This window comes from Rhizobium sp. BK399 (genome assembly GCF_014194695.1).
Lineage (GTDB): Bacteria > Pseudomonadota > Alphaproteobacteria > Rhizobiales > Rhizobiaceae > Rhizobium.
Window position 1 is genome coordinate 66,952 of sequence record NZ_JACIAH010000019.1, and the last position, 24,636, is coordinate 91,587.

General features: G+C 59.6%; 20 protein-coding genes and 2 pseudogenes. 14 read left to right on the forward strand and 8 right to left on the reverse strand.

The features are described from left to right. Window position 1: 1 nt before the first annotated feature. Window positions 2–649: an MEDS domain-containing protein gene (locus FHT97_RS26615; protein WP_183864738.1), complete on the forward strand. Its 648-nt coding sequence runs from the start codon at window positions 2–4 to the stop codon at window positions 647–649. A gap of 367 nt (window positions 650–1,016) precedes the next feature. Here FHT97_RS26615 and FHT97_RS26620 read toward each other — a convergent pair whose 3' ends face one another. Beyond that, window positions 1,017–2,048: a substrate-binding domain-containing protein gene (locus FHT97_RS26620; RefSeq protein WP_183756588.1), complete on the reverse strand. Its 1,032-nt coding sequence runs from the start codon at window positions 2,046–2,048 to the stop codon at window positions 1,017–1,019. Between the two features lie 11 nt (window positions 2,049–2,059). Further along, window positions 2,060–3,412, reverse strand: a complete 1,353-nt coding sequence (locus FHT97_RS26625; RefSeq protein WP_183756589.1) for an ROK family protein — start codon at window positions 3,410–3,412, stop codon at window positions 2,060–2,062. A 191-nt stretch (window positions 3,413–3,603) separates the two neighbouring features. On the opposite strand from FHT97_RS26625, the gene FHT97_RS26630 reads away from it, so the two are divergent. The 6 genes from FHT97_RS26630 to FHT97_RS26655 all read left to right on the forward strand — a co-directional run bounded on the left by FHT97_RS26630 (window position 3,604) and on the right by FHT97_RS26655 (window position 9,683). Beyond that, on the forward strand, window positions 3,604–4,416 hold the full coding sequence (locus tag FHT97_RS26630; RefSeq protein WP_183756590.1) for a sugar phosphate isomerase/epimerase family protein: 813 nt from the start codon (window positions 3,604–3,606) through the stop codon (window positions 4,414–4,416). 44 nt (window positions 4,417–4,460) lie between these two features. Continuing rightward, on the forward strand, window positions 4,461–5,582 hold the full coding sequence (locus tag FHT97_RS26635; RefSeq protein ID WP_183756591.1) for a substrate-binding domain-containing protein: 1,122 nt from the start codon (window positions 4,461–4,463) through the stop codon (window positions 5,580–5,582). A gap of 110 nt (window positions 5,583–5,692) precedes the next feature. Further along, a complete protein-coding gene (locus tag FHT97_RS26640; protein WP_183756592.1) occupies window positions 5,693–6,859 on the forward strand; it encodes a Gfo/Idh/MocA family oxidoreductase in 1,167 nt (388 codons plus the stop codon). Continuing rightward, on the forward strand, window positions 6,856–8,430 hold the full coding sequence (locus FHT97_RS26645; RefSeq protein ID WP_183756593.1) for a sugar ABC transporter ATP-binding protein: 1,575 nt from the start codon (window positions 6,856–6,858) through the stop codon (window positions 8,428–8,430). The genes FHT97_RS26640 and FHT97_RS26645 overlap by 4 nt, the downstream gene beginning before the upstream one ends. After that, a complete protein-coding gene (locus tag FHT97_RS26650) occupies window positions 8,423–9,358 on the forward strand; it encodes an ABC transporter permease (protein ID WP_183756594.1) in 936 nt (311 codons plus the stop codon). The genes FHT97_RS26645 and FHT97_RS26650 overlap by 8 nt, the downstream gene beginning before the upstream one ends. Before the next feature lie 4 nt (window positions 9,359–9,362). Next, entirely contained in the window at window positions 9,363–9,683 is a 321-nt protein-coding gene (locus FHT97_RS26655; RefSeq protein WP_183756595.1) for a putative quinol monooxygenase, read from the forward strand. A gap of 135 nt (window positions 9,684–9,818) precedes the next feature. Here FHT97_RS26655 and FHT97_RS26660 read toward each other — a convergent pair whose 3' ends face one another. Next, on the reverse strand, window positions 9,819–12,650 hold the full coding sequence (locus FHT97_RS26660) for a PAS domain-containing sensor histidine kinase (protein WP_183864739.1): 2,832 nt from the start codon (window positions 12,648–12,650) through the stop codon (window positions 9,819–9,821). Window positions 12,651–12,849: 199 nt separating this feature from the next. Here FHT97_RS26660 and FHT97_RS26665 point away from each other — a divergent pair, with 199 nt between their 5' ends. The 4 genes and pseudogenes from FHT97_RS26665 to FHT97_RS31165 all read left to right on the forward strand — a co-directional run. Beyond that, a complete protein-coding gene (locus tag FHT97_RS26665) occupies window positions 12,850–13,341 on the forward strand; it encodes a hypothetical protein (RefSeq protein ID WP_183756597.1) in 492 nt (163 codons plus the stop codon). Continuing rightward, on the forward strand, window positions 13,338–14,042 hold the full coding sequence (locus FHT97_RS26670) for a response regulator transcription factor (protein ID WP_183756598.1): 705 nt from the start codon (window positions 13,338–13,340) through the stop codon (window positions 14,040–14,042). The genes FHT97_RS26665 and FHT97_RS26670 overlap by 4 nt, the downstream gene beginning before the upstream one ends. Window positions 14,043–14,057: 15 nt before the next feature. Then, window positions 14,058–15,365 (forward strand): annotated as a pseudogene (locus FHT97_RS26675) (EAL domain-containing protein); the annotation flags it as partial. A gap of 27 nt (window positions 15,366–15,392) precedes the next feature. Continuing rightward, a pseudogene (locus FHT97_RS31165) lies at window positions 15,393–15,639 on the forward strand (hypothetical protein); the annotation flags it as partial. 682 nt (window positions 15,640–16,321) lie between these two features. On the opposite strand, the gene FHT97_RS26680 reads toward FHT97_RS31165, so the two are convergent. Genes FHT97_RS26680 through FHT97_RS26695 form a run of 4 tightly spaced genes read right to left on the reverse strand, consistent with a single transcriptional unit; the run spans window position 16,322 to window position 20,046 of the window. Continuing rightward, complete coding sequence (locus tag FHT97_RS26680) at window positions 16,322–17,098, reverse strand: ABC transporter permease (RefSeq protein ID WP_183756600.1); 777 nt, start codon at window positions 17,096–17,098, stop codon at window positions 16,322–16,324. Further along, complete coding sequence (locus FHT97_RS26685) at window positions 17,085–17,906, reverse strand: ABC transporter ATP-binding protein (RefSeq protein ID WP_246712795.1); 822 nt, start codon at window positions 17,904–17,906, stop codon at window positions 17,085–17,087. The genes FHT97_RS26680 and FHT97_RS26685 overlap by 14 nt, the downstream gene beginning before the upstream one ends. Before the next feature lie 11 nt (window positions 17,907–17,917). Beyond that, window positions 17,918–18,922: an ABC transporter substrate-binding protein gene (locus FHT97_RS26690; protein ID WP_183756601.1), complete on the reverse strand. Its 1,005-nt coding sequence runs from the start codon at window positions 18,920–18,922 to the stop codon at window positions 17,918–17,920. 41 nt (window positions 18,923–18,963) lie between these two features. After that, window positions 18,964–20,046, reverse strand: coding sequence for a 4-oxalomesaconate tautomerase (locus tag FHT97_RS26695; RefSeq protein WP_183756602.1), 1,083 nt, complete (start codon window positions 20,044–20,046; stop codon window positions 18,964–18,966). A 107-nt stretch (window positions 20,047–20,153) separates the two neighbouring features. Between FHT97_RS26695 and FHT97_RS26700 the strand changes: the two genes are divergently transcribed. The 3 genes from FHT97_RS26700 to FHT97_RS26710 all read left to right on the forward strand — a co-directional run bounded on the left by FHT97_RS26700 (window position 20,154) and on the right by FHT97_RS26710 (window position 23,406). Continuing rightward, window positions 20,154–21,074 carry a LysR family transcriptional regulator gene (locus FHT97_RS26700; RefSeq protein WP_183756603.1) on the forward strand — a complete coding sequence of 307 codons (921 nt, stop codon included), beginning with the start codon at window positions 20,154–20,156 and terminating at the stop codon, window positions 21,072–21,074. A gap of 109 nt (window positions 21,075–21,183) precedes the next feature. Next, on the forward strand, window positions 21,184–21,519 hold the full coding sequence (locus FHT97_RS26705; RefSeq protein WP_183864740.1) for a hypothetical protein: 336 nt from the start codon (window positions 21,184–21,186) through the stop codon (window positions 21,517–21,519). Window positions 21,520–21,681: 162 nt separating this feature from the next. After that, entirely contained in the window at window positions 21,682–23,406 is a 1,725-nt protein-coding gene (locus FHT97_RS26710; RefSeq protein WP_183756604.1) for an adenylate/guanylate cyclase domain-containing protein, read from the forward strand. A 223-nt stretch (window positions 23,407–23,629) separates the two neighbouring features. Here FHT97_RS26710 and FHT97_RS31650 read toward each other — a convergent pair whose 3' ends face one another. Then, the gene (locus FHT97_RS31650) at window positions 23,630–24,133 is read right to left on the reverse strand and encodes a hypothetical protein (protein ID WP_348649649.1); all 504 of its coding nucleotides are present in this window, start codon (window positions 24,131–24,133) and stop codon (window positions 23,630–23,632) included. Window positions 24,134–24,636: the final 503 nt, after the last annotated feature.

Sequence of the window (24,636 nt, forward strand, 5' to 3'; positions counted from 1 at the left end):
TATGAAGTCGACGCCCCAGCCCATTCCCTTTGGCGGAACCATGCTGCGCGGCGACCGGCATGTCTGTGCGTTCTTCAACTCGGCGGCGGAAGAATACCATACGTTGCTTCCATTTGTTTGCGACGGCATCAACTGCGGCCAGCGCGCCTATCACGTCCTCCCCGATCACCACAAGGAGGATCACTTTCAGCGGTTGCGCAACGCCGGTATCGACGTCGAGAAGGTGAGGAAGAGCCGGCAACTCGAAGTAGCGGTGCCAGAGGATACCTATCTCAGGACCGGGCGCTTCAACAAGGATGCCATGCTCGTCCTCATCCAGGAGGCCCTGAAGGCCGGAGCCGGTCTCGGGTTCCCCTTGACGCGGATGGTCGCGCATGCCGAAGCGGCAGTAGACGACTGGAAGAGTAGCAATGAATGGGTGGAGTACGAGATGCGCCTCAATAGCGTGCTGTCGAATTACGACGACCCGGTAATCTGTACCTTCGATGCCAATCTGCTGACGGCGCCGCATGCCATCGATATTCTTCGTACGCATCCGATGGTGATCATCGGCGGCGTCCTCGTCGAGAACAGTTTCTTCACGCGCCCGCAGGATTTCATTCGCGAGGTCCAGTCGCGAACCGGACCGACTCGATCCTATCGGGCATAGGCCGACGGCTGCACCACGCCTTTACCGGCATAGCGGCATATTGCCAAGGCGATCGGCTCACGTTTCGATCCCCGCCTCGGAAATGAAGGCGATGCAATAATCGGCTCCAACCTGAGGGTTCAGGACAAATGGGCGTCTCAGGAAAGGTTGGCTCAAGGCCGCCTTTCGGTGAGGCGAAACCATCCAAGGCGTTTTGAAACCGGGGCTTTCGTCGGTACGCGGGACGAGCCGATCGCGCACGTGCCTCTCTAACGGGCCGATCCATAGCCAGCAGCCTGGCTTTCCCGGCGCCACCACGCGCAGAGCTTTCGACATCGCTTAAATATTGCTCCTTCACAAGAACTGCGCCTTTAAAGGGTTTCTGTTCTCAAGGCAGGGGCCGGTCCGATCTCTTCAGGCCGACCAGACTGAGCTTGCGGAGAACTTCATGTGGCGCAGGCATGCGCCATACGGTTTGAAAGCTCTCCACGACATTGCGCGCCGTCACGGCGAGGCCTGGAAGGGCAACCCAGGCCGGGGCGAGGCGGTCGAGCAGGGCGGTGACGGTGATGGAAGCAGCGGTTTCGCCTTGCCGGAACGGCTGCTGGGCGGCAATCGCCACAAGCGGCTCGTTGGCCGCAAGGCCGATTGTGGCCTCCTGGCCAAGATCCACCGTCGCCATCGAAATCTTGCGGCCCATCACTTCGAGAATCCGGGCGGCAGTCATTGCCGGCGTGTCCCATACGACAAATAGGCCGGCAAGTTCGGGATGGGTTTCGGCAAGCGCCCGCGTGGTTGCTGCGACCGCTGATAGCGCCGGAAAACGCCGTACGTGCAGCGAAACATCCGGGCGGTTGACCTGCATCCATTTCACGAAGGCGATCTCGCGTTCGTTGGTTGCGAAGAAATCGGCGTCATAGCCGAGCACGCCCACCTCGGCGCCCTCGGGCAGATGCGGTGACAATCCTTCCGCCGCGATCTTTCCGAGGCCGAAATTGTCCGCCGAGATCAGCGAGACATAGTCCTTGCCTGGAAGCAGGCCGGTCGGCACGTTATCGAGCAGGACGAGCTTGATGCCGGCCGCTGAAACGCGCGCATGCGGTGCCGCGACTTTCGAGTTGGCGACGGGCAGCGATATGATTGCATCCGGTGCCTCAAGGATCAGGCGCTCCAGGGCCTCTATCTGCGCCTCCGGGTCGAAAGCGCAATCGACCACGTCGATCACCGCGACCCCGCAATTGCCGAGCGTGCCGACGATGCCCGAAAGCTGCTGCTTGGCCCAGTCGCTCTCAAGCGTGTGCAGCACGATTGCGACGCGCAAGCCGCTTGCCCGCGCCCGCTCCATGTCTTCGGGCAGGAGCAGCACGCGCTCGGGTGCCGAGGCGCGTTCGCCGTGAGGTCCAAGACCGGTAATCGCCATTCAAATCCTCCTCACATGTCCGGCGGACGGACACTGTCTCCCTTGATGATCTTCCGCTGGGCGATCTCGGTTTTCATCTGCTGGAAAAGCGGATGCGTTTGGGGCTGGCCCGACATGATCCAGTCTCGCAGCATCGGTGCCGCGAAGAGGCCTTCGGTCGCGACGATGGCGGCCCCGACAAGCCCCGACGAGCTGCCCATCTGTGAGCGGATGATCTGCAGATCGCGGCTGACGAGCGGATGGCAGGCACCGTAGATCGCCTCCCGCGCGGAGGCGAGAAGAATGTCATTGGTCTGGGCGATCGAACCGGACAGCACGATGAGCGCCGGGTTCAGCATGTTGGCGAGCGTCGCCACCACCTGGCCGATCAGCCGGCCACTCTGCGACAGGATCTCGATTGCAGCCGCATCGCCCATTTGGGCGGCTTGGGCGACTTCGAGCGCCGTGATATCGCCGCCCCGCCGAACAAGCTCGGCGAGGACTGGGCTCGCTCCGCTCTCCGCCGCAAGCCTGCCGTCCTGGGCGATGTGGTCCGATCCCGCCATCGCCTCAAGGGTGCCGGCCCTGTCGCCTAGCGTCACCGGTACCGAACCGATGAGGCCGACGGTACCCTGCGCGCCGCGAAACAGCGTTCCGTCGCTTGCCAACCCGGCGCCGATGCGTTTGCCGACCTTGACCAAAAGCATCGTGCGTTGATTGCGTCCGGCACCGGCGTGGAGTTCGCCCATCGTCATTGTTTCGACGCTGGAGCGAAGCCAGACTGGAGCGTTGAAGGCGGCGACCAGCGTTTCCACCAGCGGAAAGCTCTCCCAACCCGGAAGGACACCCGGTGTGGCACGCTGGAAAAGTGTCTCGCCGCCGTCGGAGACGGCGCCGGGTACGGAAATGGAAATGCCGTAGAGCCGAGGATTTGACTGCCGCTCAAGAATCCAGCGGAACAGCGTCACCAGCCGTTCTGCAAGGGCCGACGCCGGCTGAGCGAATTCGGTTGTCTCGTGATGCTCCATCAGCAGCGAGCCGGAAAGATCGGCAACGCCGACGCCGAGTGCGGTCTGATCGAGCGTGGCGACGAGAATGCGTCCGCGATCCCCGGAAAACCGCACGAGGCGCGGCGCCCGGCCTCCGGTGGCGGTGGCGAGCTCGCTTTCGTCGACCAGTCCGAGCTCGCCGAGCGTGGCGAGCCGGTCCGCTACCACGGCACGGCCGAGTTCGCTTTGCCGTTCGATCTCCTGGCGGGTCGTCGCGCGACCGGTCCTCACGAGATTAAGAATGTCCACGAGGCTCGGGGCAGCGGTTTCCGAGACGCTAGGGCGGCCCTTGCGTCGTGGGCGGATGTCCGCCTCCACAGATGCCATCCTTGGCATGACCGCATCCTTTCGCCCGCGATTCCGATCTCGTCTGAAGTGATAGCCAGCAAGCTTTCGGCTGGCAACTTCAAACTTTTGTATTAAATCTGCAAAAGACTGGGTTAATATGTGTTTAAAATGTTGACATAGATTTTTTGCCGACGTAACACTCGTCGCACGAGTTGAAGAGTCACTGGGAGGAGGCGCCGATGTCGGAATTCAAGCTCGCCTATCATGCGAATTGCTGGGGCAACCTCGGCGGAGACGCCGTTGGCGTTACATCGGTTACCAATCTTGCCTATCGAACCTTTGGGGACATGCGTCGTGCCTTTGCCGATATCGCAAAGGCCGGTTACGAAGGCGTCGAGCTCTTCGACGGCAATCTGCTCGATTTCAGCGCAGCCGACATGCGGACGCTGCTTGACGACAATGGGTTGACGCTCGTCGCGACCTATGCCGGCGGCAACTTCATCTTCGACGATATCCTGCCGGAGGAGCTTGCCCGGGTTGTGCGTGCTGCGGATCGCGCCGCCGAACTCGGCGCACCCCATCTCGTCGTCGGCGGCGGTGCAAAGCGCTTCGACGGCATCCGCGAGGCGGATTATCACAAGCTCGCAGCAGCGCTCGACCGGGTAAAGGAGATCGCCGAAGCGCGGGGTCTTGCCGCCCACTACCACCCGCATCTCTCGACAATTGTCGAGGGACCGGCGGAAGTGCGCAAGATCTTTGCACTTACCGGTATCGACTTCTGCCCGGACACGGCCCATCTCGCCGCTGCCGGTGGCGATCCGGCGGCGCTTGTGCGCGAACATGCAGCGCGCATCTCCTATGTCCATCTTAAGGGTTTCCAGAAGGAGCCCTTCGCGTTCACGCCGATCGACCGTGGCGACATCCCGACGGACGGGATCATCGCGGCCCTTCGAGAGACCGGCTTTGCCGGCTGGGTTTGTACCGAACTCGATTCCTGGCCTGATCCGCTTGAGGGAGCGAAAGCGAGCATGGCCTATCTTAAATCGGCCTGACGGTCGTGACCGGGGCGGGAGCCCCATTTTGGGAGGAGAAAGTGATGATAAAAAGACGAGCTCTGTTAGGCACGGCCGCCGTGCTGGCGCTCACTCTTGCATATGGTGCACCGGCATTTGCCGATCCGGATACCGCGCTGGCGGAGCTTCAGAAGACGGTTCTTTCCAAGGGACCTTCAGGAGAATCTCCGTCGCCTGCCTCCGATGTCACGTTGAGCGATGAGGAACTGGCCAAGATCAAGGCGATGAACGCGACGGCCGCCATCGTCATGCATTACGGCGGCAACGACTGGTCGCGCGCCCAGATCAACGGCTTGCAGACACAGTTCGCCGCCATGGGTATCAAGGTCCTTGCGGTGACCGACGCCGGCTTCAAGCCGGAAAAGCAGGTCTCCGACATCGAGACCATCATGGCGCAGAAGCCGAGCATAATCGTATCGATCCCGACCGACCCGACGGCGACCGCCGGGGCCTACAGGGCGGCGGCGGAGGCTGGCACCAAGCTCGTTTTCATGGATAACGTGCCGACCGGCTTTGTGGCCGGGAAGGATTACGTGTCAGTGGTGTCGGCTGACAACTACGGCAACGGCGTCGCCGCTGCGCATCTCATGGCGAAGGCGTTGAAGGGGGAGGGTGATATCGGACTTGTCTTCCATGCTGCCGACTTCTTCGTCACCAAGCAGCGCTACGATGGCTTCAAGGCGACGATCGCGTCCGACTACCCCAACATCAAGATCGTGGCCGAGCAGGGCATCGGCGGACCCGACTTCTCGGGTGATGCGGAGAAGGCGGCGTCCGCGATCCTCACCTCCAACCCGAACATCAAGGGCATCTGGGCGGTCTGGGACGTGCCGGCCGAAGGCGTGATCTCGGCAGCGCGCGTTGCCGGCCGCGACGATCTCGTCATTACCACGATCGATCTCGGCGAGAACGTGGCGATCTCAATGGCCCAAGGCGGTTTCGTCAAGGGGCTTGGCGCACAGCGGCCTTATGACGCCGGCGTGGTCGAAGCCAAGCTTGCCGGCTATGCGCTGCTCGGTAAGCAAGCGCCCGCCTTCGTCGCGCTGCCGGCTCTGCCGGTGACGCGTGAGACGCTGCTCGATGGCTGGAAGGCGGTTTATTCGGCCGAGGCGACTGACAACATCAAGTCAAGCCTCGGACAGTGACCGACCAGGCACGGGGCACCCAGGGTGCCCCGTGCCGAAAGACATGATCCGGCTTCGGCCGGTAGACGGAACGTGGCTCGCTGCAGCCGACCTCTTTCAGGAGAAAACTGATGACCAAAGTGATGAACGTCGCCATGATTGGCGGCGGCTTCATGGGCAAGGCGCATGCCATGGCCTACGCCTCCATGCCGATGTTCTTCTGGCCCGCACCGGCCATTCCCCACCGCAAGGTCGTCGTCGACGTGACCGACAGCACGGCGGACGAGGCGCGTCGGCGCTACGGCTTCGAAGAGGCGTCCTCGGACTGGCGGGCCGTCGTCAACCGGCCGGATATCGACGTCGTCGATATCTGCACGCCGAACAATGTGCATGCCGAGATCGCTATTGAGGCCGCTAAAGCCGGCAAGCACATCATCTGTGAGAAGCCGCTCGCCCGCACCGTCGCGGAGGCGAGGGCGATGCATGACGCGGTAAAGGCCGCCGGCGTCATCCATATGGTCGCCTTCAACTACCGCCGGACCCCGGCCGTGGCGCTTGCGAAGAAATATATCGAGGAGGGCCGCATCGGCCGTATTCTCAATTTCCGCGGCACCTATCTGCAGGACTGGTCTGCCGACCCCGATTCACCCCTTTCCTGGCGCTTCCAGAAGAAGATTGCCGGCTCCGGTACGGTCGGCGACATCGCCACCCATGTCGTCGATCTCGCCCACTATCTCGTCGGCCCGATCGCCGAGGTCAACGCGATCACCACCACCTACAACAAGACGCGGCCACTACAGCAGGGCGGTGTCGACAAGCTCGGCGCGGCAGAGAAGGCCGCGGACGCCGAACGCGGCGAGGTGGATGTCGACGATGAGGTTGTCTCGATGCTAAAATTCGAGGGCGACGCGATCGGAAGCCTGGAAGCCACCCGCAACGCCTATGGCCGCAACAACTTCATTACGCTGGAAATCCATGGCACCAAGGGTTCGATCCACTTCAACTACGAGCGCCGCGACGAGCTTCAGGTGATGTTTGCCGACGATCCGGCGGATGCCCGAGGCTTCCGCACCGTCTATACCGGTCCGGCGCACCCCTATGGCAACGGTCTTTGGCCAATCCCCGGTCTCGGCATCGGCTATTCGGAGACGAAGATCGTCGAGTGCTACGATTTCTTCTCGGCTATTGCGAAGAACCGGCAACCGAGCCCGAACTTCGAGGACGGACTGCTGACGGAACTCGTCGCCGACGCCCTCATCCGCTCCGGCGAAACTGGAAAGTGGGAGAAGGTGGGATGACTGCGAGCGCCGCTGCCGTCCGCATGACCGGCATATCCAAGGCCTTCGGAGGGGTACGCGCGCTCGACGACGTGTCCTTCGAGGTCTTGCCCGGGGAGGTCCATGCCCTGCTCGGCGGCAATGGCGCCGGCAAGTCGACGATCCTCAAGGTGCTTAACGGGGTACATCGCCCCGACCAGGGCGCAATCGAGGTCGGCGGCTTGCCCCTGACGACGCATTCGCCGGAGGCATCGCGCGCGGCCGGCATCGCGATGAACTACCAGGAAATGAGTCTGGTTCCGACTTTGACGGTTGCCCAGAACATCTTCCTGACACGCGAATGCCGTGACGGCACGGGGTTTATCGATGACCGGGAAGCCGAGCGGCGCGCAGCGGACATTTTCGCGCTGCTCGACGTCTTCGTCGATCCGAGGGCCGTGGTCGGCGATCTCGGCGCCGGCCAGAAACAGTTGACGGAGATCGCCAAGGCGATCTCGCAGGATGCCAAGGTGCTGGTTTTGGACGAACCATCGACGGCGCTTGCCGTTCCCGATGTCGAGCGGCTCTTCATCTTCCTGCGCAAGCTGAAGGCGAAGGGGGTGGCAATCATCTATGTCAGCCACCGTATGGACGAGATCGCTCGCATCGCCGACCGCGCGACGATCCTGCGCGACGGTCGCCACGTCATCACTTCGCCGCTGAGTGAATTGCCGATCGACACGATGATAGAGCATATCGTCGGCCGACGCTCGAAAGGGCTTTCCGACGTCGAGCGCGGCGAGGCCGTCAAGGGCGAAGTGCTGCTGCAACTCGCAAATGTCAGCGGCATTCAAAAGCCTAAGAACATTTCCCTGACGCTGCACTGCGGCGAAATCCTGGGGCTCGCAGGACTGCTCGGCTCGGGCCGTTCGTCGCTTGCGCGGGTGATCGCCGGCATCGACCCGGCCGTCAAGGGCGAGATATATATCAAGGGCCGCGCCGTCACGATCCGTAAGCCGGGCGACGCGATTGCCGCGGGTGTCGCGCTGGTGCCGGAAGCGCGTGCCACGCAGGGCATCATTCCCGCCCATTCGGTTGCCTCCAACATGATCCTCGCCGTCATCGACCGGCTTTCCACGGGTGGCCTCGTTGATACCAAGGCGGCAAACAACCTGACTGACGCGCAGATCGAGCGCCTGCGCGTGAAAACGGCGAGCCGCGACCACGCCGTCTCGACGCTTTCGGGCGGCAACCAGCAGAAGGTAGTTATAGGTAAGTGGTTGGCCACCAATCCGGACATCCTCATCCTCGACGAGCCGACGGCAGGCATCGATATCGGTTCGAAATCCGAGATTATCCGTCTGGTTCGCGAGCTTGCCGCCGCCGGCAAGGGCATCATCATGATCTCATCCGAACTTTCCGAGCTTTTGACCGCCTGCGATCGCATTCTCGTGATGTCCGAGGGGCGCGTGCACCAGGATCTGGCGCGCGAGGCACTGGAAGACCCGGCGGTGCCCCCCGATGATCTTGCGCACCGCCTCCAGGCGGCCGAACAGCGGCTGCAGATCGAAATCCAGAAAGCCCTTGCGGTTCAAGAGGTATCCAATGGCTAACGCCTTCTTCGCCAACTGGCGCCAGAACATCATCTACATTGGTTTCGTGGTCATCTTCGTCGTCTTCGCGGTGGCGTTGGCCGACAAGGGGTTCCTCAATCCGAACAATTTGCTCAACATCGTGCGGCAGACGGCCATGATCGCCGTCATGGCGATCGCCATGACCTTCGTGCTCTCGGCCGGTGAGATCGATCTTTCGGTCGGCGCGGTCGCTGGCCTTTCGACCGTCACCGTTGCCATGGCGATCGCCGTCGGAGGACCGGTCGCCGGGGTCGGTGTCGGCATCGCTACGGGTCTTGCGGTCGGTATGTTCAACGGATGGTTGACCACCCGCATCGGCATTCCCTCGTTCCTCACCACGCTTGCCATGATGGGCATCGCCAAGGGCGTCGCCATGTGGGTTTCCGCGACGGCTGCCGTGCCGATCCTGTCGCCCGGCTATTCGTGGCTCTTCGGCGGCGGCAATCTCGGCCCTGTGCCGGTACTGCTCTTCTGGATGGCCGTGCTCGGCGGCATCGGCCACATCGCGCTGCGGCGCTCCGGCTTCGGCCGGCGTGTGTTGGCGACCGGCGGCGGCGAGACGGCGGCGCGCTATTCCGGCATCGACACCAAGGCAATCAAGTTCAGGGTGCTGGTCATCTCTTCCTCCGCGGCAGCGCTCGCCGGCATGCTCTACGCGGGACGCCTGCAGTCCGGTCGTTTCCAGCTCGGCGAGGGTGATGAACTCTCGGTCATCGCCGCGGCGGTGCTTGGCGGCACGAGCCTTTTCGGCGGCAAGGGAACCGTAATCGGCACTATCGTCGGCGCCCTGATGATCGGCCTCATCAATAACGGTCTCATCCTGATGGGGCTAGAATTCAGCCAGCAATTGATCGCCCGCGGCGGCATCATCATTCTCGCCGTAGCGCTCAGCCAGAAGCGGAGCTGATACCATGACCGTTTCGCTCATTGCAACGCTGACGGCCCGTCCGGAAACGCGAGATGAGCTGTTGCACCTTCTCGTCAATCAGGTCGAGCCTACCCGGTCCGAACAAGGCTGCATCGACTATAACCTTCATGTCGATGCGGGCGATCCTTGCGTGTTTGTGTTCTACGAGAACTGGAAGAGCCAGGCGGATCTCGACGCGCACATGGAAATGCAACACCTCAAGCCGCTGCTAAGCGAGATCGACCGCTTGCTCGCAAAACCGATCGACATATGGCGGCTACTTTTGGCGGAGGCTACTGGAATAAGTCGGTCGGACTGCGTCTAAGCCGGGACACGGGCAGACCATCGCTAGTCTGTAGTCTAAGTCTAGGCGCGAAACGGCGAGGCCGCGCCTGTGCAACTCGGCGCTGGTGCGCGCGGCTTTGATCGTCCCTGTTCGACCTATCAAAGGCAGGGGTGCTCATCTATTATTTTCCGACGCGTCGATCGCCTCCCGCAAAGTTTCCGCGAGCTGCCGTCGCGTATAGGGCTTTGCAATTGGCCGGAATCGCGACGTGGCGCCGATGCGTTCGATGTCGGCGTAACCTGTGGCCAGGACAGCCGGCAGGTTCGGATGACGCGCCATGATCTCCCTCGCCATGGCGTGGCCGTCAATCGGGCCGGGCATGACGACATCCGAGAAAACCAGATGGAATGGGCCGTCGGTTTCCACTATCCTCAACGCTTCCGTTGCATCACCGGAGCATGTGACGGAGTAGCCGAGCGAAACGAGTATATCGGCGGCGAAATCCCGGACCATAGGATCATCCTCCACGACGAGAATGCGCTCACTGCCACCCTTGAGCAGCCCATTCGAGACAGGCTCCGCGTATGTTTCCATAGACGCAAGTCGGGGAAAAGACAGGAGAATGGTTGTTCCCTTGCCCGGCTCCGATTCAATTTCGATCCCGCCCCCTGATTGTCGCACGAAGCCGTACACCATGCTAAGACCTAACCCGCTGCCCTTGCCGAACGGTTTCGTGGTGAAGAAAGGCTCAAAGGCCTTTGCGCGCGTCTCCGCATCCATTCCGTCGCCGTTGTCGGAGATTTGGATCACCGCGTCGTCCCCGCTTTGCGCCGTCGAGATCACCAGCCTGCCACCATCCGGCATTGCGTCGCGTGCGTTGATGCACAGGTTCATGATGGACGCTTCCAGTTGCGCGGCGTCCGCTCTGACGTGACCTGCGGCCGGATCAAGCGCAAGGTGCAGGATGATCGTTTCGCCAAGAGCAGTCGACAGCAATCCCTCCATGGCCCGTATGGTTCTGTTGATGTTCAGCGACGCCGGCTCGAGGGGTTGCCGGCCCGCGAAGGTGAGGAGCTGGCGTGTGAGGGCGGCGCTTTGCCGCGAGGCCTTGTGGTTCAATTGCGCGATTGCAGAAAGTCGCGGATCGGCAATCTCGTCGGCTAATGTCTCCGCAGTCCCGATAATGACCGTCAGCAGGTTGTTGAAATCATGGGCGACGCCGCCCGTCAGTTGTCCTATCGCTTCAAGCCGCTGCGCCTGCAGCCGTTTTGCCTCGTTCAGCCGTGTCTCGGTGATGTCCCGAATGCCACCTACCATCCGGGTCGCATCGCCTGCGCCATTGCGGATGATATGGGCCTGATCGAGGACCTCGGCATAGGTCCCCGTTCCGCGGCGGAAGCGAAATTCCTCCTGCCACGTTTCTGCTCGCCCATCAATTGCTGCATGCACGCTGGACACTACGCGTGCGCGGTCGTCCGGATGGATCTTGGATTCCCATTCCCGAAAACCGTCCTCCACCGATATGTCCTCATGCCCGAAGACGGAGGCCATATTGCTATTCCATTGTACATGACCTCTTGCAATGTCCCAGTCCCAGATCGCGTCTGTGGTCATCATGGCGACGATCGAGAAGCGTTCCTCGCTTTCAGCCAGCTTTTCTTCCGTTCGCTTTCTGTCGGTGATATCGCGACCGGTCGCGACAAAATGGGTGGCGCGACCAGCGGAGTCGACAATGGGTGCGATGCTCATGTCTACCCAATACTCGCGGCCGTCCTTTGCGTAGTTGACAAGTTCGGCTCGGATCGCTTCCGACCGCGCGATGGCGCTGTTGATCTCGTCGATGGTGTTGGCGTCAGTCCGCTGCCCCTGGAGAAAGCCGGGGGAGCGGCCGATCGCGTCGTGTGGGGAATAGCCGGTGATCCTGACGAAGGCCTCGTTGAGGTAAACGATCGTCTGGTCGCCCCCTGGCTGGGATGCGGCCTTGGTTATCATGACGAAATCCTCGATTCTCGAGATTGCCATTTCCAGCAGGTGCAAGTGCTGATCGGCCGCATGCCGCTTCGTTACATCTCGGAAATACACAGTCAGCCCTGCCGGACCCGGATAGGCGGTGACCGAGAACCATGCGTCCAGGGACTCGTAAAATACTTCGAAATCGGCCGTCTGGTTTTCGCGGACGGCGCGCTCGTAGTGCTGACGGATGATCCCCGAGGAGGCCTCCGGAAACTCCTGCCAGATCAGGCGGCCTAGAAGCCCCGATCGCGGGCGTTCCAGCAGACATTCGGCCTGATGATTAAGATAGGTGAAGCGCCAATCGGTATCGAGCTGGAAAAACGCATCGCTGATGTTCTCCATCGACTCCGCTAAGCGCCGCTCAAGATCCCTTGCCGTATTTTCCAGCCGCTTGCGCTCATCGATATCCTGGAGGGCACCCTGTATTCGGGAGATGTGGCCCATCTCATCGCGGATCCCCACGCCGATTGCGCGAACCCATTTCCGCCGGCCCGTGCAATCAATGATCTTCACCTCGGTATCGTAGGGTAGACCGGTCGCAACGCAGGACTCGAAGTGCCGCGTGATCGCATCTCGCCATTCCGGCGCAAAATAGCCGATCCCTTCCTCGAAAGTAACCGGCCTGCCCCTTGGTCTCTCGTGGATCGCCCAGGTTTCATCCGACCATTCGATTCTCCGGTCCGGCAGATGCACCACCCATCCGCCGAGCTTGGCGGCCTTGCCGGCAATCTTGAGAAGAGCCTGGTCTCCAATGATATCGTGCGACCGTCGGGGAGCGTCGCGATGCAGGACCCCATCCTGACGGATTCGCCAAGCCATGATCAGCGTTGCGCCCATCACATAGAGCCATGCAGTCGTCGGCAGCCATGTCACGACGAAAGCGGAGATGGCGCCAACCAGCACTCCCCAGCAAAATCGATCCCTTGCACATTGCCTGAGACCGGTCATCAGGATGCCATAGCCCTTGCCAGCAGTTGCGTTTTTCCATTGCACGACTTGCATCCTCCTCAGACCTCGCTGATTTCAACCTCTCGATAGTCCCAAGCGATGCCGCAATCCATGAGGGATCACTAAATTTTACCTTATTTAAACTTGGCGCCACTGTCGCTTAACGGTGAGACGTTCTAATCGATGCCACCAACTGCCACCTTCCGCCCGCGGATGAGGTTCCGGCAAGCATGGAGGTCACACTGTGAAAGCGACAAAGAGAACGACCTATCTCAACCGCGTAGAATCCGACTACTTCAGCCGTAAGTGGTACCGCCGAAGCGTTACGCTCTTCTGCAATCTCCTCTTCACCGGAAAATGGATGCGTAAGACGCAAATCGTACGCTGCCTCGTCATGGAGATCAGCGAGGGTGGGGCGACGGTGCGGATTGGAAAGTCGCAGATTCCCGATCACCTTTACCTTGTTTTCGGCAGGTTTGACGTCTTGGTCGGCAGTATCGTTGTTGAGCGCGATCCGGGGGTCCTGCATCTTTGCTTCGTCAAAGAATTGAGGCCAGACTTCGTCAATCGGCTGGCACGTATGAACTCGTCGTTTTCCACCTTGGAAAGCCTCAGCCCAAGAACCATATCAGTTAGCGAAAACGTGCTGCCCATGCTGCGCCCAATGCCAGCCCCGCCCTATGATGGAGAGGAAAGAGGCTTTGGTTACCCCACCAAACATTCGAAGAGACCATGAACATAATGATCATCGAAGATCAGCGAGACGTCGTTGATATGTTGCGATTGAACTGGTCGGATTCCCGGGACCGGCTGGACTGTCTTGCATCCGTGAGGCAAGCGAACCGCTTCATTCATTCAAACGAACTTGCTGCCTATGATTGCATCCTCATCGACATCAACCTGACCGACGGGAGCGGCCTGGAGCTGCTTCGTGCAGCGCGCTCACGCTCCGACGTGCCTATCATCATGATCTCGGGCGTTGGAGACGCCGATAGCCGGGCGGACGCCATCAGTGTCGGTGCGGATGACTATGTGATGAAGCCGTTCAGCGTGAAGGAACTGCGCGCCCGTGTCCATCGCCTGCACGAAGCGCGATCAAGCCGCAGCACTCTGCGGCAGAGCGTTGCTTTCAAGATCGGCAATATAGATTGCGACATCGCACGCCTTTCCATGAATTTCGACGGCGTCAATCAGCCGCTGACCGCACTTGAAGGAAGGATACTGCAGGTCCTTTTCAATAGTGTGGGAGAAGACTGCTCAAAGTCGTGCATTGCACGTCAGGCGCTCTTTCGTGAACACGATCCTCGCGACAAGACGATCGACGTGTACATCAACAGGCTGCGCGGCAAGCTTGCAGAACTGGATGCCGCGAGCGGTGAGGTCATCAAGACGGTCCGCGGTGTGGGCTATCGCCTGAGCGAAATCCAACAACGGTAGGAATAGAAGAGCCATATGCTTCAGTGTGTTGACCGTCACCTGACTTCCGCGGAAACGTTTGGACGCGAAGGCCCCTCGCCGAACGAAGCGGCTCGCCTCAAACGTCTGAGAGAACTGTCCATTGTGTCGTCCGGTGCGGATCCGGTGCTCGATGCACTGGTCGAAGCTGCTTGCCTTGCGGCCGATGCGCCGATTGGCCTCATCACCTTGCTGGACGGCGAACGTCAGTGGTTCAAGTCGAAGCGGGGCATTGATGGTGTCGGGTCTTCCAGGGTGGATGCCTTCTGCGACTACACAATCCAGTCGTCGAGCCCCTTCGTTGTGCCGGACGCCGCTCGCGATGTCCGTTTTGCAGAAAACCCTTTCGTCACGGGAAACGATAGAATCCGATTCTATGCCGGCGTGCCGCTGGAGATCGAGCCTGGGCTTCGGCTCGGCTCGCTCTGCGTTCTCGATCGGGTGCCGCGACGTCTCGGGGCCGACGTACGCGGCTTGCTGGCTCGGCTGGCGCGTTGCGCCGTGGAACGTCTCCTGCAATCCGAAGACCGGTATCTGTTGACCCGGATCGATTCTGGTCGGCTCAATCGCGCGAAATTAGACAAGGCGGCGCTGGCCCTGGCGGAAGAGGCGCTCGCGGAGGGTCTCTTCGCACTCCATTACCAGCCGAAGATTGCGCTCGATACCGGACGGCGCGTCGGCTTTGAGGCACTTCTGAGGCTGAAGAGAGCAGATGGCTCGGCAATCGGTCCGGCGGCCTTTGCCGCGGCTCTGGATGACCCAGCACTCTCCAGGCGCATCGGCAGTTTTGTGCTGCAGTGCGCCGTCGCACAAGCCAGGGCGTGGGTGACGGCCGGCGTCGATTTCGGGCATATCGCGATCAACGTTTCGTCGTCGCAGTTAGTCGCGTTTCCCGACAGCCGCTGCCTTGTCGATGAAATCCTGGACGCGACCCGGTCGGCAGGACTGTCGCCTCGGCATCTCCAGATCGAGGTCACGGAAGGGGTCATGCTGTCGGAGCAGGGCGTCGATATAGGCATGCAGCTCGAGGCGCTGCGGGCGGCGGGCTTCATCGTTGCCTTTGACGATTTCGGCACCGGCTTCGCGTCCCTCGTACACCTTAAGGAACTTGCCTATGACCAGATCAAGATCGACGGCGCCTTCGTGCGTGCAATGACAAGTTCCAACGCCGACCTTGCCATTGTGAAGGCCATCATCGATATGGCAACGGCACTGGGAAAGCACGTTGTCGCCGAGGGTGTGGAAACCGTGGAAGAGCTTTCCGCACTACGAGAGCTTGGTTGTCACTATGGCCAGGGGTTCCTTTTCGGCCGACCCGCCAGCGCCTGTGATATAGAGGAGCCGCCCCGGTGGGAGAGACTAAGCGTTGATGCAGATGGGCAGGTTGTTCTGCACCGTTCTTGCGACTGGGGCAGATGCACACCGTCTTCGAGAAGCTTGGCCCTTGCCTGATTGGCATGGACGCCTGCGCGAAAGCTCACCGCTAGGCGCACACGCTGATGTTGGCCATGAGGTCCGGCACGATGCCGCCGACTCGACCGCCCTGTGCGAAGCTATCCCGCGGCCATCGATGCACTTTGCAACGGACGGCGCTCATAGCCTCTGGTCACTTGGTCGAGCTTTTCCAAGAGTCAGATACGAGACAACAAGGTAGGAAGCCAAAAAAGTAAAATTCTACAAATAGTTACGCCGCCCCTCCGACTCTATTTTCTCTGGCAAAGGCGAGCCAAAACGCCACAAAGAAGAAGTGAGGTGAAAAGGCGACCGACAGTCGCGTGCTCTGCGTAGTGATGAGCTTCAAGATCCAGCCCTAGTCTCGAAGTGGCTTAGGCCAACGTCGGGAAAAGACGGTGTTAAGCTGGAGCGAATGGTACCTCGCCGCTTTCCCCAGGGCGGTCCGCAAGTATCATAATCAATGCATCCCGCTCCCAAATGGGCGCTGCTTCAAAAACGAACTCAGGGTAGTTGCTGTCTCATGACGGCCCGACGACGGCTTCCCGCGGTGAACGACGACCTCTGTGTTAGTCACCTCATCGTGGCCCAGGCTTGGATATGCGGAGAAAGACAGTTGAGGACTGCGCGATCAATGAGTAGGTTCATGGCCGGAACCGCACGGTCTGCTGCTAGGTGGACCTGAAAGGATAAGACCGAGGTCCATAAATTGGCCCGTTACATCACGCCAGACTTCGTGCGAACCTGCAATGTAGCAAAAGAAAGGGCGGCTTATGTGCCGCCCTTTCGCGTAATGAGATAGATCACCACTAAGCCGGCCGTTCTTCGCCAGGCCGTGGCTTCCATGTGATGAGACGCTTCTCGGCCACATCGAGGAACAGGTCTATGATCAAAACGAATACCGCGAGGATGATGATCCCGCCGAACACGCCCACCGCGTCGAAGTTACCCTCAGAGCGCGCGATTAGATAGCCGAGACCGGCAGATGCGCCGAGGTATTCGCCAATGATTGCGCCGACCACGGCAAAGCCGACGGAGGTACGCAGCGAGGAGAGAATCCACGTTGCAGCTGCTGGGAAGTAGACATGGCGTAGCAACTCGGACCGCCGCGCCCCGAGGATGCGGGTATTCGACAGCACGACTGGGTTTACTTCGCGGACGCCCTGAAGCGCGTTGAAGAACGTGACGAAGAAGACCAGCGTGACCGCCAAGGCTACCTTCGACCACAGGCCGAGCCCCAGCCACAGGACGAAAATAGGAGCAAGCACCACGCGCGGGATCGCGTTGACGGCTTTAATGAACGGGTCGAGGATACGCGCGATAGAGGGGCTCAGACCGAGCCATACGCCGGCGGCGACACCAAGGCCGGTCCCTATGAGATAGCCTAGCACAGTCTCGCTGAGCGTAATGCCGACGTGCTTGTAAAAGCCCGGATCGCTTACCCAACTGATCACCTGGTTGACGATGTCATAGGGTGCCGGGAAGAAGAAGCGATCGATAAGGCCGTATGTGACGCCCAACTGCCAAGCGCCGAGGATTACTATCAGCAGTGTGATTTGGATTAGGCGGACGTTAATGGCCTGCATAGCTTTTCTCCACTTCTCCCCGTAGGGACGCCCAGATATCGCGGTAAAGGGTCATGAACTTTGGGTCGAGTTTGATCTCGGCCACGTCTCGTGGACGTTCGAGATCTACACCGAAGCTCTCGATCACACGACTGCGTGGTCCGGAAGCTAGAACAATAACGCGGTCGCCCAGAGCGATAGCCTCTTCCAGATCATGGGTGATCATCACCACCGCGCGCCGGTCTTCTTGCCAAAGCTTGAGCAGTTCGTTCTGCATCAAGTGGCGAGTGTGAATGTCCAGCGCCGAGAAGGGCTCATCCATCAAGATGACTTTTGGTTCGGTGATTAGCGCCTGCGCCATCTGTACGCGCTTGCGCTGGCCGCCCGACAGTTGGTGTGGAAAGCGTTTCTCGAAACCCTTGAGTCCAACTTTCTCCAACCAAGCAGTGACCTTGCGATGACGCTCTTCGGCTGCCACCCCGCGAAACAACAAACCCAACTCGACGTTTTGATATGCCGTCTTCCACGGCAGCAACGCGTCTTGCTGGAACAAGTACCCGATGTTGTTTTGCACGTCCTTGACGGGCGTCCCGTCAATACAGACCTCTCCTTTTGCCGGCTTCAGAAGGCCCGCGACCGCATTGAGAATTGTCGATTTACCGCAACCCGTAGGGCCCACGATGGCAAGGAATTCCCCGTTGCCGACCGTGAGGTTCACGTTTTCAACTGCGACAAAGGATCCGAACGCCATGGTGACGTTGTCTATGGTGACCATCGGGGGAAGGCCAGGTTGAGACACCGCCTCGATTTTCCTTACTGCGTTTGCCATTATTACACCCCTTAATTTTCAGCACTATGGCCAGCGGCTTCGACGAACTTGTTTGTGTACGTCGTGTTGAGGTCGATTGTGGCCTTGCCAACGCTTTCGTTGAAGCTCTTGAGCACTGCGAGAGGAACCTCGAGGTCCGCGGGCGTGAACCGGCCATCCTGCGAGAAGATTGCCTTCGCATTCTCGACTGCCTTGATGTACGTCTGCTTGTCGCCCGAAACGAAATCATCCGGGAGCTGGGCCACGATCTCCTCAGCAGAGTGATCCTTCATCCAATGAAGTGCTTTCACGGTTGCGTTAGTGACCTTCTGAATTACGTCAGGATGCTCGTTGATGTAGTCTTGGTTGGCATAGAGTACGGATGTTGGATAAATGCCTCCGTATACGGCCTTGGCACCGTCGTCGCTTCTTGCGTCGATTAGAATTTTACCCAGCTCACGCTCAACGACGATCGTGGCGGCGGGGTCATAGTTCACCAGGAGGTCGATCTTCCCTTGCTGGAGGGCGGCTACAGCCGCGGCACCAGAGCCGACGCCGATGATCGAGATATCGTTATCGGTCAGACCATGCTGCTTGAGATAATAGCGGATGAAGAAGTCAGACGAAGAACCTGGAGCAGTGATGCCGACATTCTTGCCTTTGATCGTTTCTGGCTTGGCCGGATCGAAGTCAGTATCGTTCTTGCCAGCGAGAACAAGACCTGAATTCCTTGCGAGCTGGACGAAGCCGACGACATGTTTGCCTTGGGACTGCATCTGGATCGTGTGGTCATAAAAACCGACAGCGACGTCGGTCGACCCAGCCACCAGGGCCTGGAGGACTTTCGAGCCACCCTGAGCGAAGTTCTCTGTCGTGACGTCCAAACCCTCCTCCTTGTAGAACCCGAGGCTTTCAGCCACCGGGAAGGGCAAGTTGTTGAGATTATAGGAGCCCACGCTCATGCGAACAGGGTCGGCGGCATGAGCTGCGGAAGTGAGAGACAGCGCTGTAGCTGCTGCCAAGAGATATTTACGCATGAGAATTCCTCCCTATGTGCTCGGGTCTTCGCCGGAGCGGTTTATGCAGCGTTTTCAACACGCTCTTTCGGCTTAGCGAAGGCGTATCCTTCGAATAGTCTCCTCGCGGTCCTCACAAGGCCCGCGACCGTCGATCCGTTTCGAGTCTCCAGCTGCACGTCGATCCGTCCGCTGGGGTGTTCAATACGAACTAGCGCCGGCAGTGATTGTTCGCCGACGATTTGTGCTGCTACCGTCCCTGGGGTCGTGGCGGCCGTGGCAATCCCGACGGCACCTGTGGTAGCGAGAGCAGGGTGGCAGTCATTGGGCATGAAGTATCTCACTGATATAGTTCCACCTTTCTTGGCTGCGGAAATCAAAACGGGTTTGGGGATGACCGTGTCGGACACATCTCCCATTCCCATCAATCGCCCTGCTTCAGTCCTAATGGAGGCAAGGCGGTCGATGAGCTCATGGTTCGCTGATAGCGATCCAGCGTCTTCGTAGCCAGTTACGCCTACGTCTGTGGCGCGAACAAGAACCATCGGAATTGCGCAATCGATCGCAGTGACTTCGACCCCGGCGATCACGTCTAGCGGCTTGCCCGTAGGAAAGAGCTTTCCCGTCTTTGCGCCGGCTGCGTCCAGAAAGGTGAGGGCGATCGGCGCGGCGAGGCCCGGAACTCCATCGATCGACGCGTCCCCCAGATAGATGACTTCGCCTTTCCGGGTCGGGACCTTAGCCTCGATGATCTTTCCCGTGTTCACGTTATGAATCCGTACGAGCGTGTCGAAATTACCGGCGGGCACAAGTCCAGCCTCGATCGCAAATGGACCCACAGCGGCGAGCATGTTGCCGCAGTTCGGTGAGTAGTCCACGAGCTGTCGATCGGTCCGCACTTGGGCGAACAGGTAGTCGACGTCTGCCCCCTGAACGCTGGCGGGACCGATGATTGCAACTTTAGACGTTACCGGGTTTCCTCCTCCAATTCCATCAATCTGCAACGGATGGCCCGATCCCATGATGGAGAGCAGCGCTGCGTCACGACCAGCTTGATCTGCGGGCAGATCGGAGGCCAGAAAAAACGGGCCCCGCGAAGTGCCGCCGCGCATAAGGACGCAAGGTATGCGTATCAGGTCGTTCATTACATGTCCTCGAATATTGCGTTAGTCGGATCAATCCGCCCGCTTATTGCAATATGCGAAACATCAGGCTATTTGTTAAATGCAATCTTTGAGGGGATTATTGCGAAATGAGCATCAATTGCGAGATTCTGGATCTCCGCGCTTTCCAGGCAGTCGTGGATCTCGAAAGTTTCAATCGGGCCGCCGAGGCACTCAATATCTCTCAACCAGCTCTGACAAGACGCATTCAGAAGCTGGAGCAGTCCATCGGCGCGCCACTACTCGATCGGACGACCCGTCACGTTGCAGCGACAGCCACAGGGCAGGAGTTGCTTCCGCTGGTAAGGCGGATGCTCGAGGAGTTTGATGGCTCGCTCTTTGCCTTAAAGGATGGAGGGTCTAAGCGCCGCGGACTAATCACGATGGCCTGTGTTCCGACCGCGGCCTTCTATTTTCTGCCCACGGTGATCAAGCAGTTCGGATCTGACTATCCCCATATCAGGCTTCGTATACGTGATTTGACGGCAAACGAGGGCCTTCAAGCCGTGGCACGGGGGGAGGTGGAATTCGGAATCAATCTGATGGGAAATTCGGACCCGGATCTTTCCTTTGAGCCATTGATCGATGACCCGTTCGTGCTTGCAATGCGCAGGGATCACCCCCTTGCAGCTCATCAACAACTGAACTGGGGACAGCTCGATGGCTACCCACTCGTTGTCGTCGATCGATCAAGCGGAAATCGGGCCTTATTGGATGGCGCGCTCGCGAAGCATAACCTCAGGCTGAACTGGTTCTATGAGGTCACCCATCTCAATACTTCATTGGGGCTTGTCGAGGCTGGGCTCGGCATCTCAGTTCTTCCAAGACTGGCGACCCCTCAGGAAGAGCACCCGTATTTGGTCTCGCGCCCTATCGTTGACCCAGTGGTTACGCGCACCATCGGGATCGTCCGCAGACGCGGCGCGCAGCTGTCGCCCGCCGCCGAGAAGTTCATTGAAGTGCTACTCAAGACTTGGAAGGACGGGACGCCCGTTCCGGCTGTTGCCTAGCATTCAATGCGTTGTTCGCGGAAATATGTTGAAGCCGGAAGTATCCGAACTCGCTGCGGGCGGAACGAGGCTGCGTCTTTACTACCCGCCTAAGTTAAGAGGCGCAGGGATGCTCCTCCGCTCGAAATGGCATCGCCGTGGCGGCTGGAACTCTCACTGCTCGTTGATGCCGCCGTTTGAGAAAGGACTTCCGTCGTCCCTCGCCGCGATCAAAAGGATCACGGGCGTCTCATGGGAGAAGATCGGTTCTGTGCTTGGCTGCACAGGGCAGAATGTCTACAACTGGACCCGAGGCGAGCAGGTCAAGGTCGACAACGCCGCTTCCTCGCACAGCTTCGTGAAAAAGATGGTCTACATCGATCGTGACAGCCAGGCGAAGTCGCGTGCTCGAGCGCGAGGGAACTCTCATACGTATCCACATTGGGCAGAAATACAGGAGCACTGATGTAGGGATGGCGCCCTTGGGGTAAACGAACTGGCGAGGTGAGGGACGATCATGGAGGAACACTGCCGACCCAGCAGCTAAGGTGCGGTGAGAAACGGGAATGGCAACATCTCCGACTATCTGTATACTCGCACGAGTGACAGCTTTGAATTACGATTGGAAATGCAGCGCCGCCTCGCCGCCATCCTGATAGCCGATGTCGTCGGCTATACTCGTCTCAGCCAGCTCGACGAGGAGGGAACGCGCGCCCGTTTCCAGGCTGAACTGCGTGATGTCTTCGAGCCAAAAATAAGCGAGCATCACGGACGTCTGGTCAAGCTCATGGGCGACGGACTGTTGGTGGAATTCCACAGTGTCGTCGACGCCGTTCGGTGCGCCGCCGACGTGCAGGCCGTCGAGGCTGAACGAAATGCAAAACGGATGCCAGAACGTCGGCTCGAATTTCGAGTAGGCATCAATCTCGGGGATGTGATCGTCGAAGACGACGACATTCAGGGCGACGGGGTTAACATCGCGGATCGGCTGCAGGGGCTAGCGGAGCCCGGCGGAATTTGCGTCGCCGCCAGCGTGCACGAGCAGGTCACGAATAAACTCGACTTCATTTTTGAGGACCTCGGTCCACGCAAGGTCAAGAACATAGCCGAACCGCTGCGCGTATTTCACCTGCGCGGGCGTGCCGACCCCGCGAACCAGCCGGTGCGTGCGCCGGCCCCCATGCTCGGCAAAGTCAAAATCGCTGTTTTGCCGTTCGCAAACATGAGCGACGACCCGCAGCAAGTCTATTTCAGCGACGGTATCACGGCGGATATCACCACCGAGCTGTCCCGCTTCCGAACCCTCTTCGTCATCGCCCCCAATTCGGCCTTCGCCTTTCGCAACGAGAAGATCAGCATAGCTGAAGTGGCACATAAGCTCGGCGTGCAATACGTCGTCGAAGGCAGCGTTCGCCGCGCCGCCAGCCGGATCCGGATCACGGCCCAGCTCATCGATGTGGTGAGCAATGCACATCTCTGGGCCGAAAGGTATGACCGGGAGTTGGAGGACGTCTTCGCGGTGCAGGACGAAGTCGTGCGGACGATCGTGGCGACCCTCGTGGGACAGGTCGAGGCGGCGGGCGCCCGGTTCGCCAAGCGCAAGCGGCCGGATGACATGGTTGCTTACGACTATGTCCTGCGCGGCCTCGAGGAGCTGAACCTGGAGGGCGAGGAGCATAACACACAAGCGCGATGTCTGTTCGAGAAGGCGGTTGAACTGGATCCAGACTATGCGGCTGGTCATGCATGTCTCGCCTTGGCGATCTACGTGCAATGGGTCGGGCCGCGCTCGTCGGGGGAACTCGAGCGTGCGCTCGCGAGTGCGCGTCGGGCGCTCGCCCTCGACGACAACGATACCCGCTGCCACAGGGTTCTGGCCCTCCTCTACAAGCGGCTTGAACAATATGATCGAGCGGAGTTTCATTCAGAGAGGAGCATTTCTCTCAACCCCGGTGACGCGCTATCCGCGATGTACCGAGCGCAGATGTTGCGAGACCTCGGGAGAGCAGATGAGGGCGTCGAATGGGCTCGCAAGGCGATGTCGCTCAACCCGTACCATCCCAACTGGTATTGGCGTTCATTTGCATACGTGCTGCACGATGCAGGACTCTATTGCGAAGCTTTGGATGCGTATAGCCGCATAGTAGACCGCCCCTCGTTCTACCATGCCTATGTCGCAGCCTGTCACGCCAAGCTTGGTCAAATCGAGGACGCGCGGAAGCATGCTGCGATGGCAGTCGAAGCGAAGCCCGATTTTTCAATCACGGAATGGGGCAAGAGGCTGCCTTACAAATTCGACGCCGATCGGCAACGATTCCTTGATGGGCTTCGTAGCGCAGGCCTTCCTGAATGAATCAAGCTCGTTGGCCATCGTTTCATAAAGTTAGCGACCTGGCTCACGCCGTAAGAAAAGCTGCCCCGAAGATCGAAGTGAGCTGCTGGTCACTACGAAGCTCTGGATCGACCACACGACATAAAAGGGTGCCAAAGCCACTTTAGCCGCCTTGTCTCACCTCTCCTCGACGTGGCTCAGCGCAGAGGCACAGGCCAGTCGCTGAGCGTTCTCAAGCGAGCGATCAGTTCAGCCGATCGGCCTCGTCGGGTGCGCCACCAATGTCCATATCTACCTCTGGCGCTGTGAGAGGAGGACCGGCGATGAAGATATTGAGGTCCTCGTATGTACACGGACCCGGCCAGACTCTCGGTGTCTTGGTGCAGTGGCCGAACGGTGTCGAGGTCTTCATTCGTCCTACGACGCTCCACAGGTTCGGGCCCCGTCTTGGCAGGTCCTTCACGCCAGTGACATGGCGGCTGGCGCAAGTGTAGGCGAAGCAGATGCACCTTTGATTGGATCGCCGTTCGCCAGTTTCGCTGAAATCGGCGCAGACTTCTGAACAACGATACCCTTGAAGGTAGGCGGCAATATCCGCATGAACGTGTTTTGCGAGGGGGTAAGCCGTTATTATAGAGGGGTTGCGTTTAGGATCACACCGCACCCTGATAGCGTTGACGTCTGCCCCCGATTCAACGAGCGCCTTGACGCAGTCGGGGCAGTTGCTGGCGACCGCGAAGTGCAACATACCCTCGCCACGTGGGCGGCATTTGGATTGGCACCATGTGCAACCAGCAAGCGGACGTGATCCGAAGACACCGTCAGGACGGCAGCGGTAGAGGCGTCCGAGCGAGGACTCCTTTTTCACGTCGGCCCCGCTTTAACAAGAGGTTCTGCTGCATCGGAATGGCCGCTACGCACCGCGACAACGAGAGGCGTGGCGCAATGATATTGGAGCCAATCCTCGAGCCTCCTTGCCGACCCAAAATACTTCCCAATTTCCTATGAGTGAGCAGGGCGCACACTCGGAGCTCCGACTGATCAACGTGGGAGAATCAAGTAAGGACCCGTATGCGTTCGCCGGCCTTTTCAAACTTCGCACCAGGATCGCGCCGGTTCATGGTGCATCAAGAGACTTGCTGTTAGGGCTTGGTGTCGTGACCTTGCCCCGTTGAAATAATCCATTTTGAAGTAAGCTCTGGCCCATTGAGAGGACCAGGGAATGAAGCGCAGCCGTTTCACAGACGAACA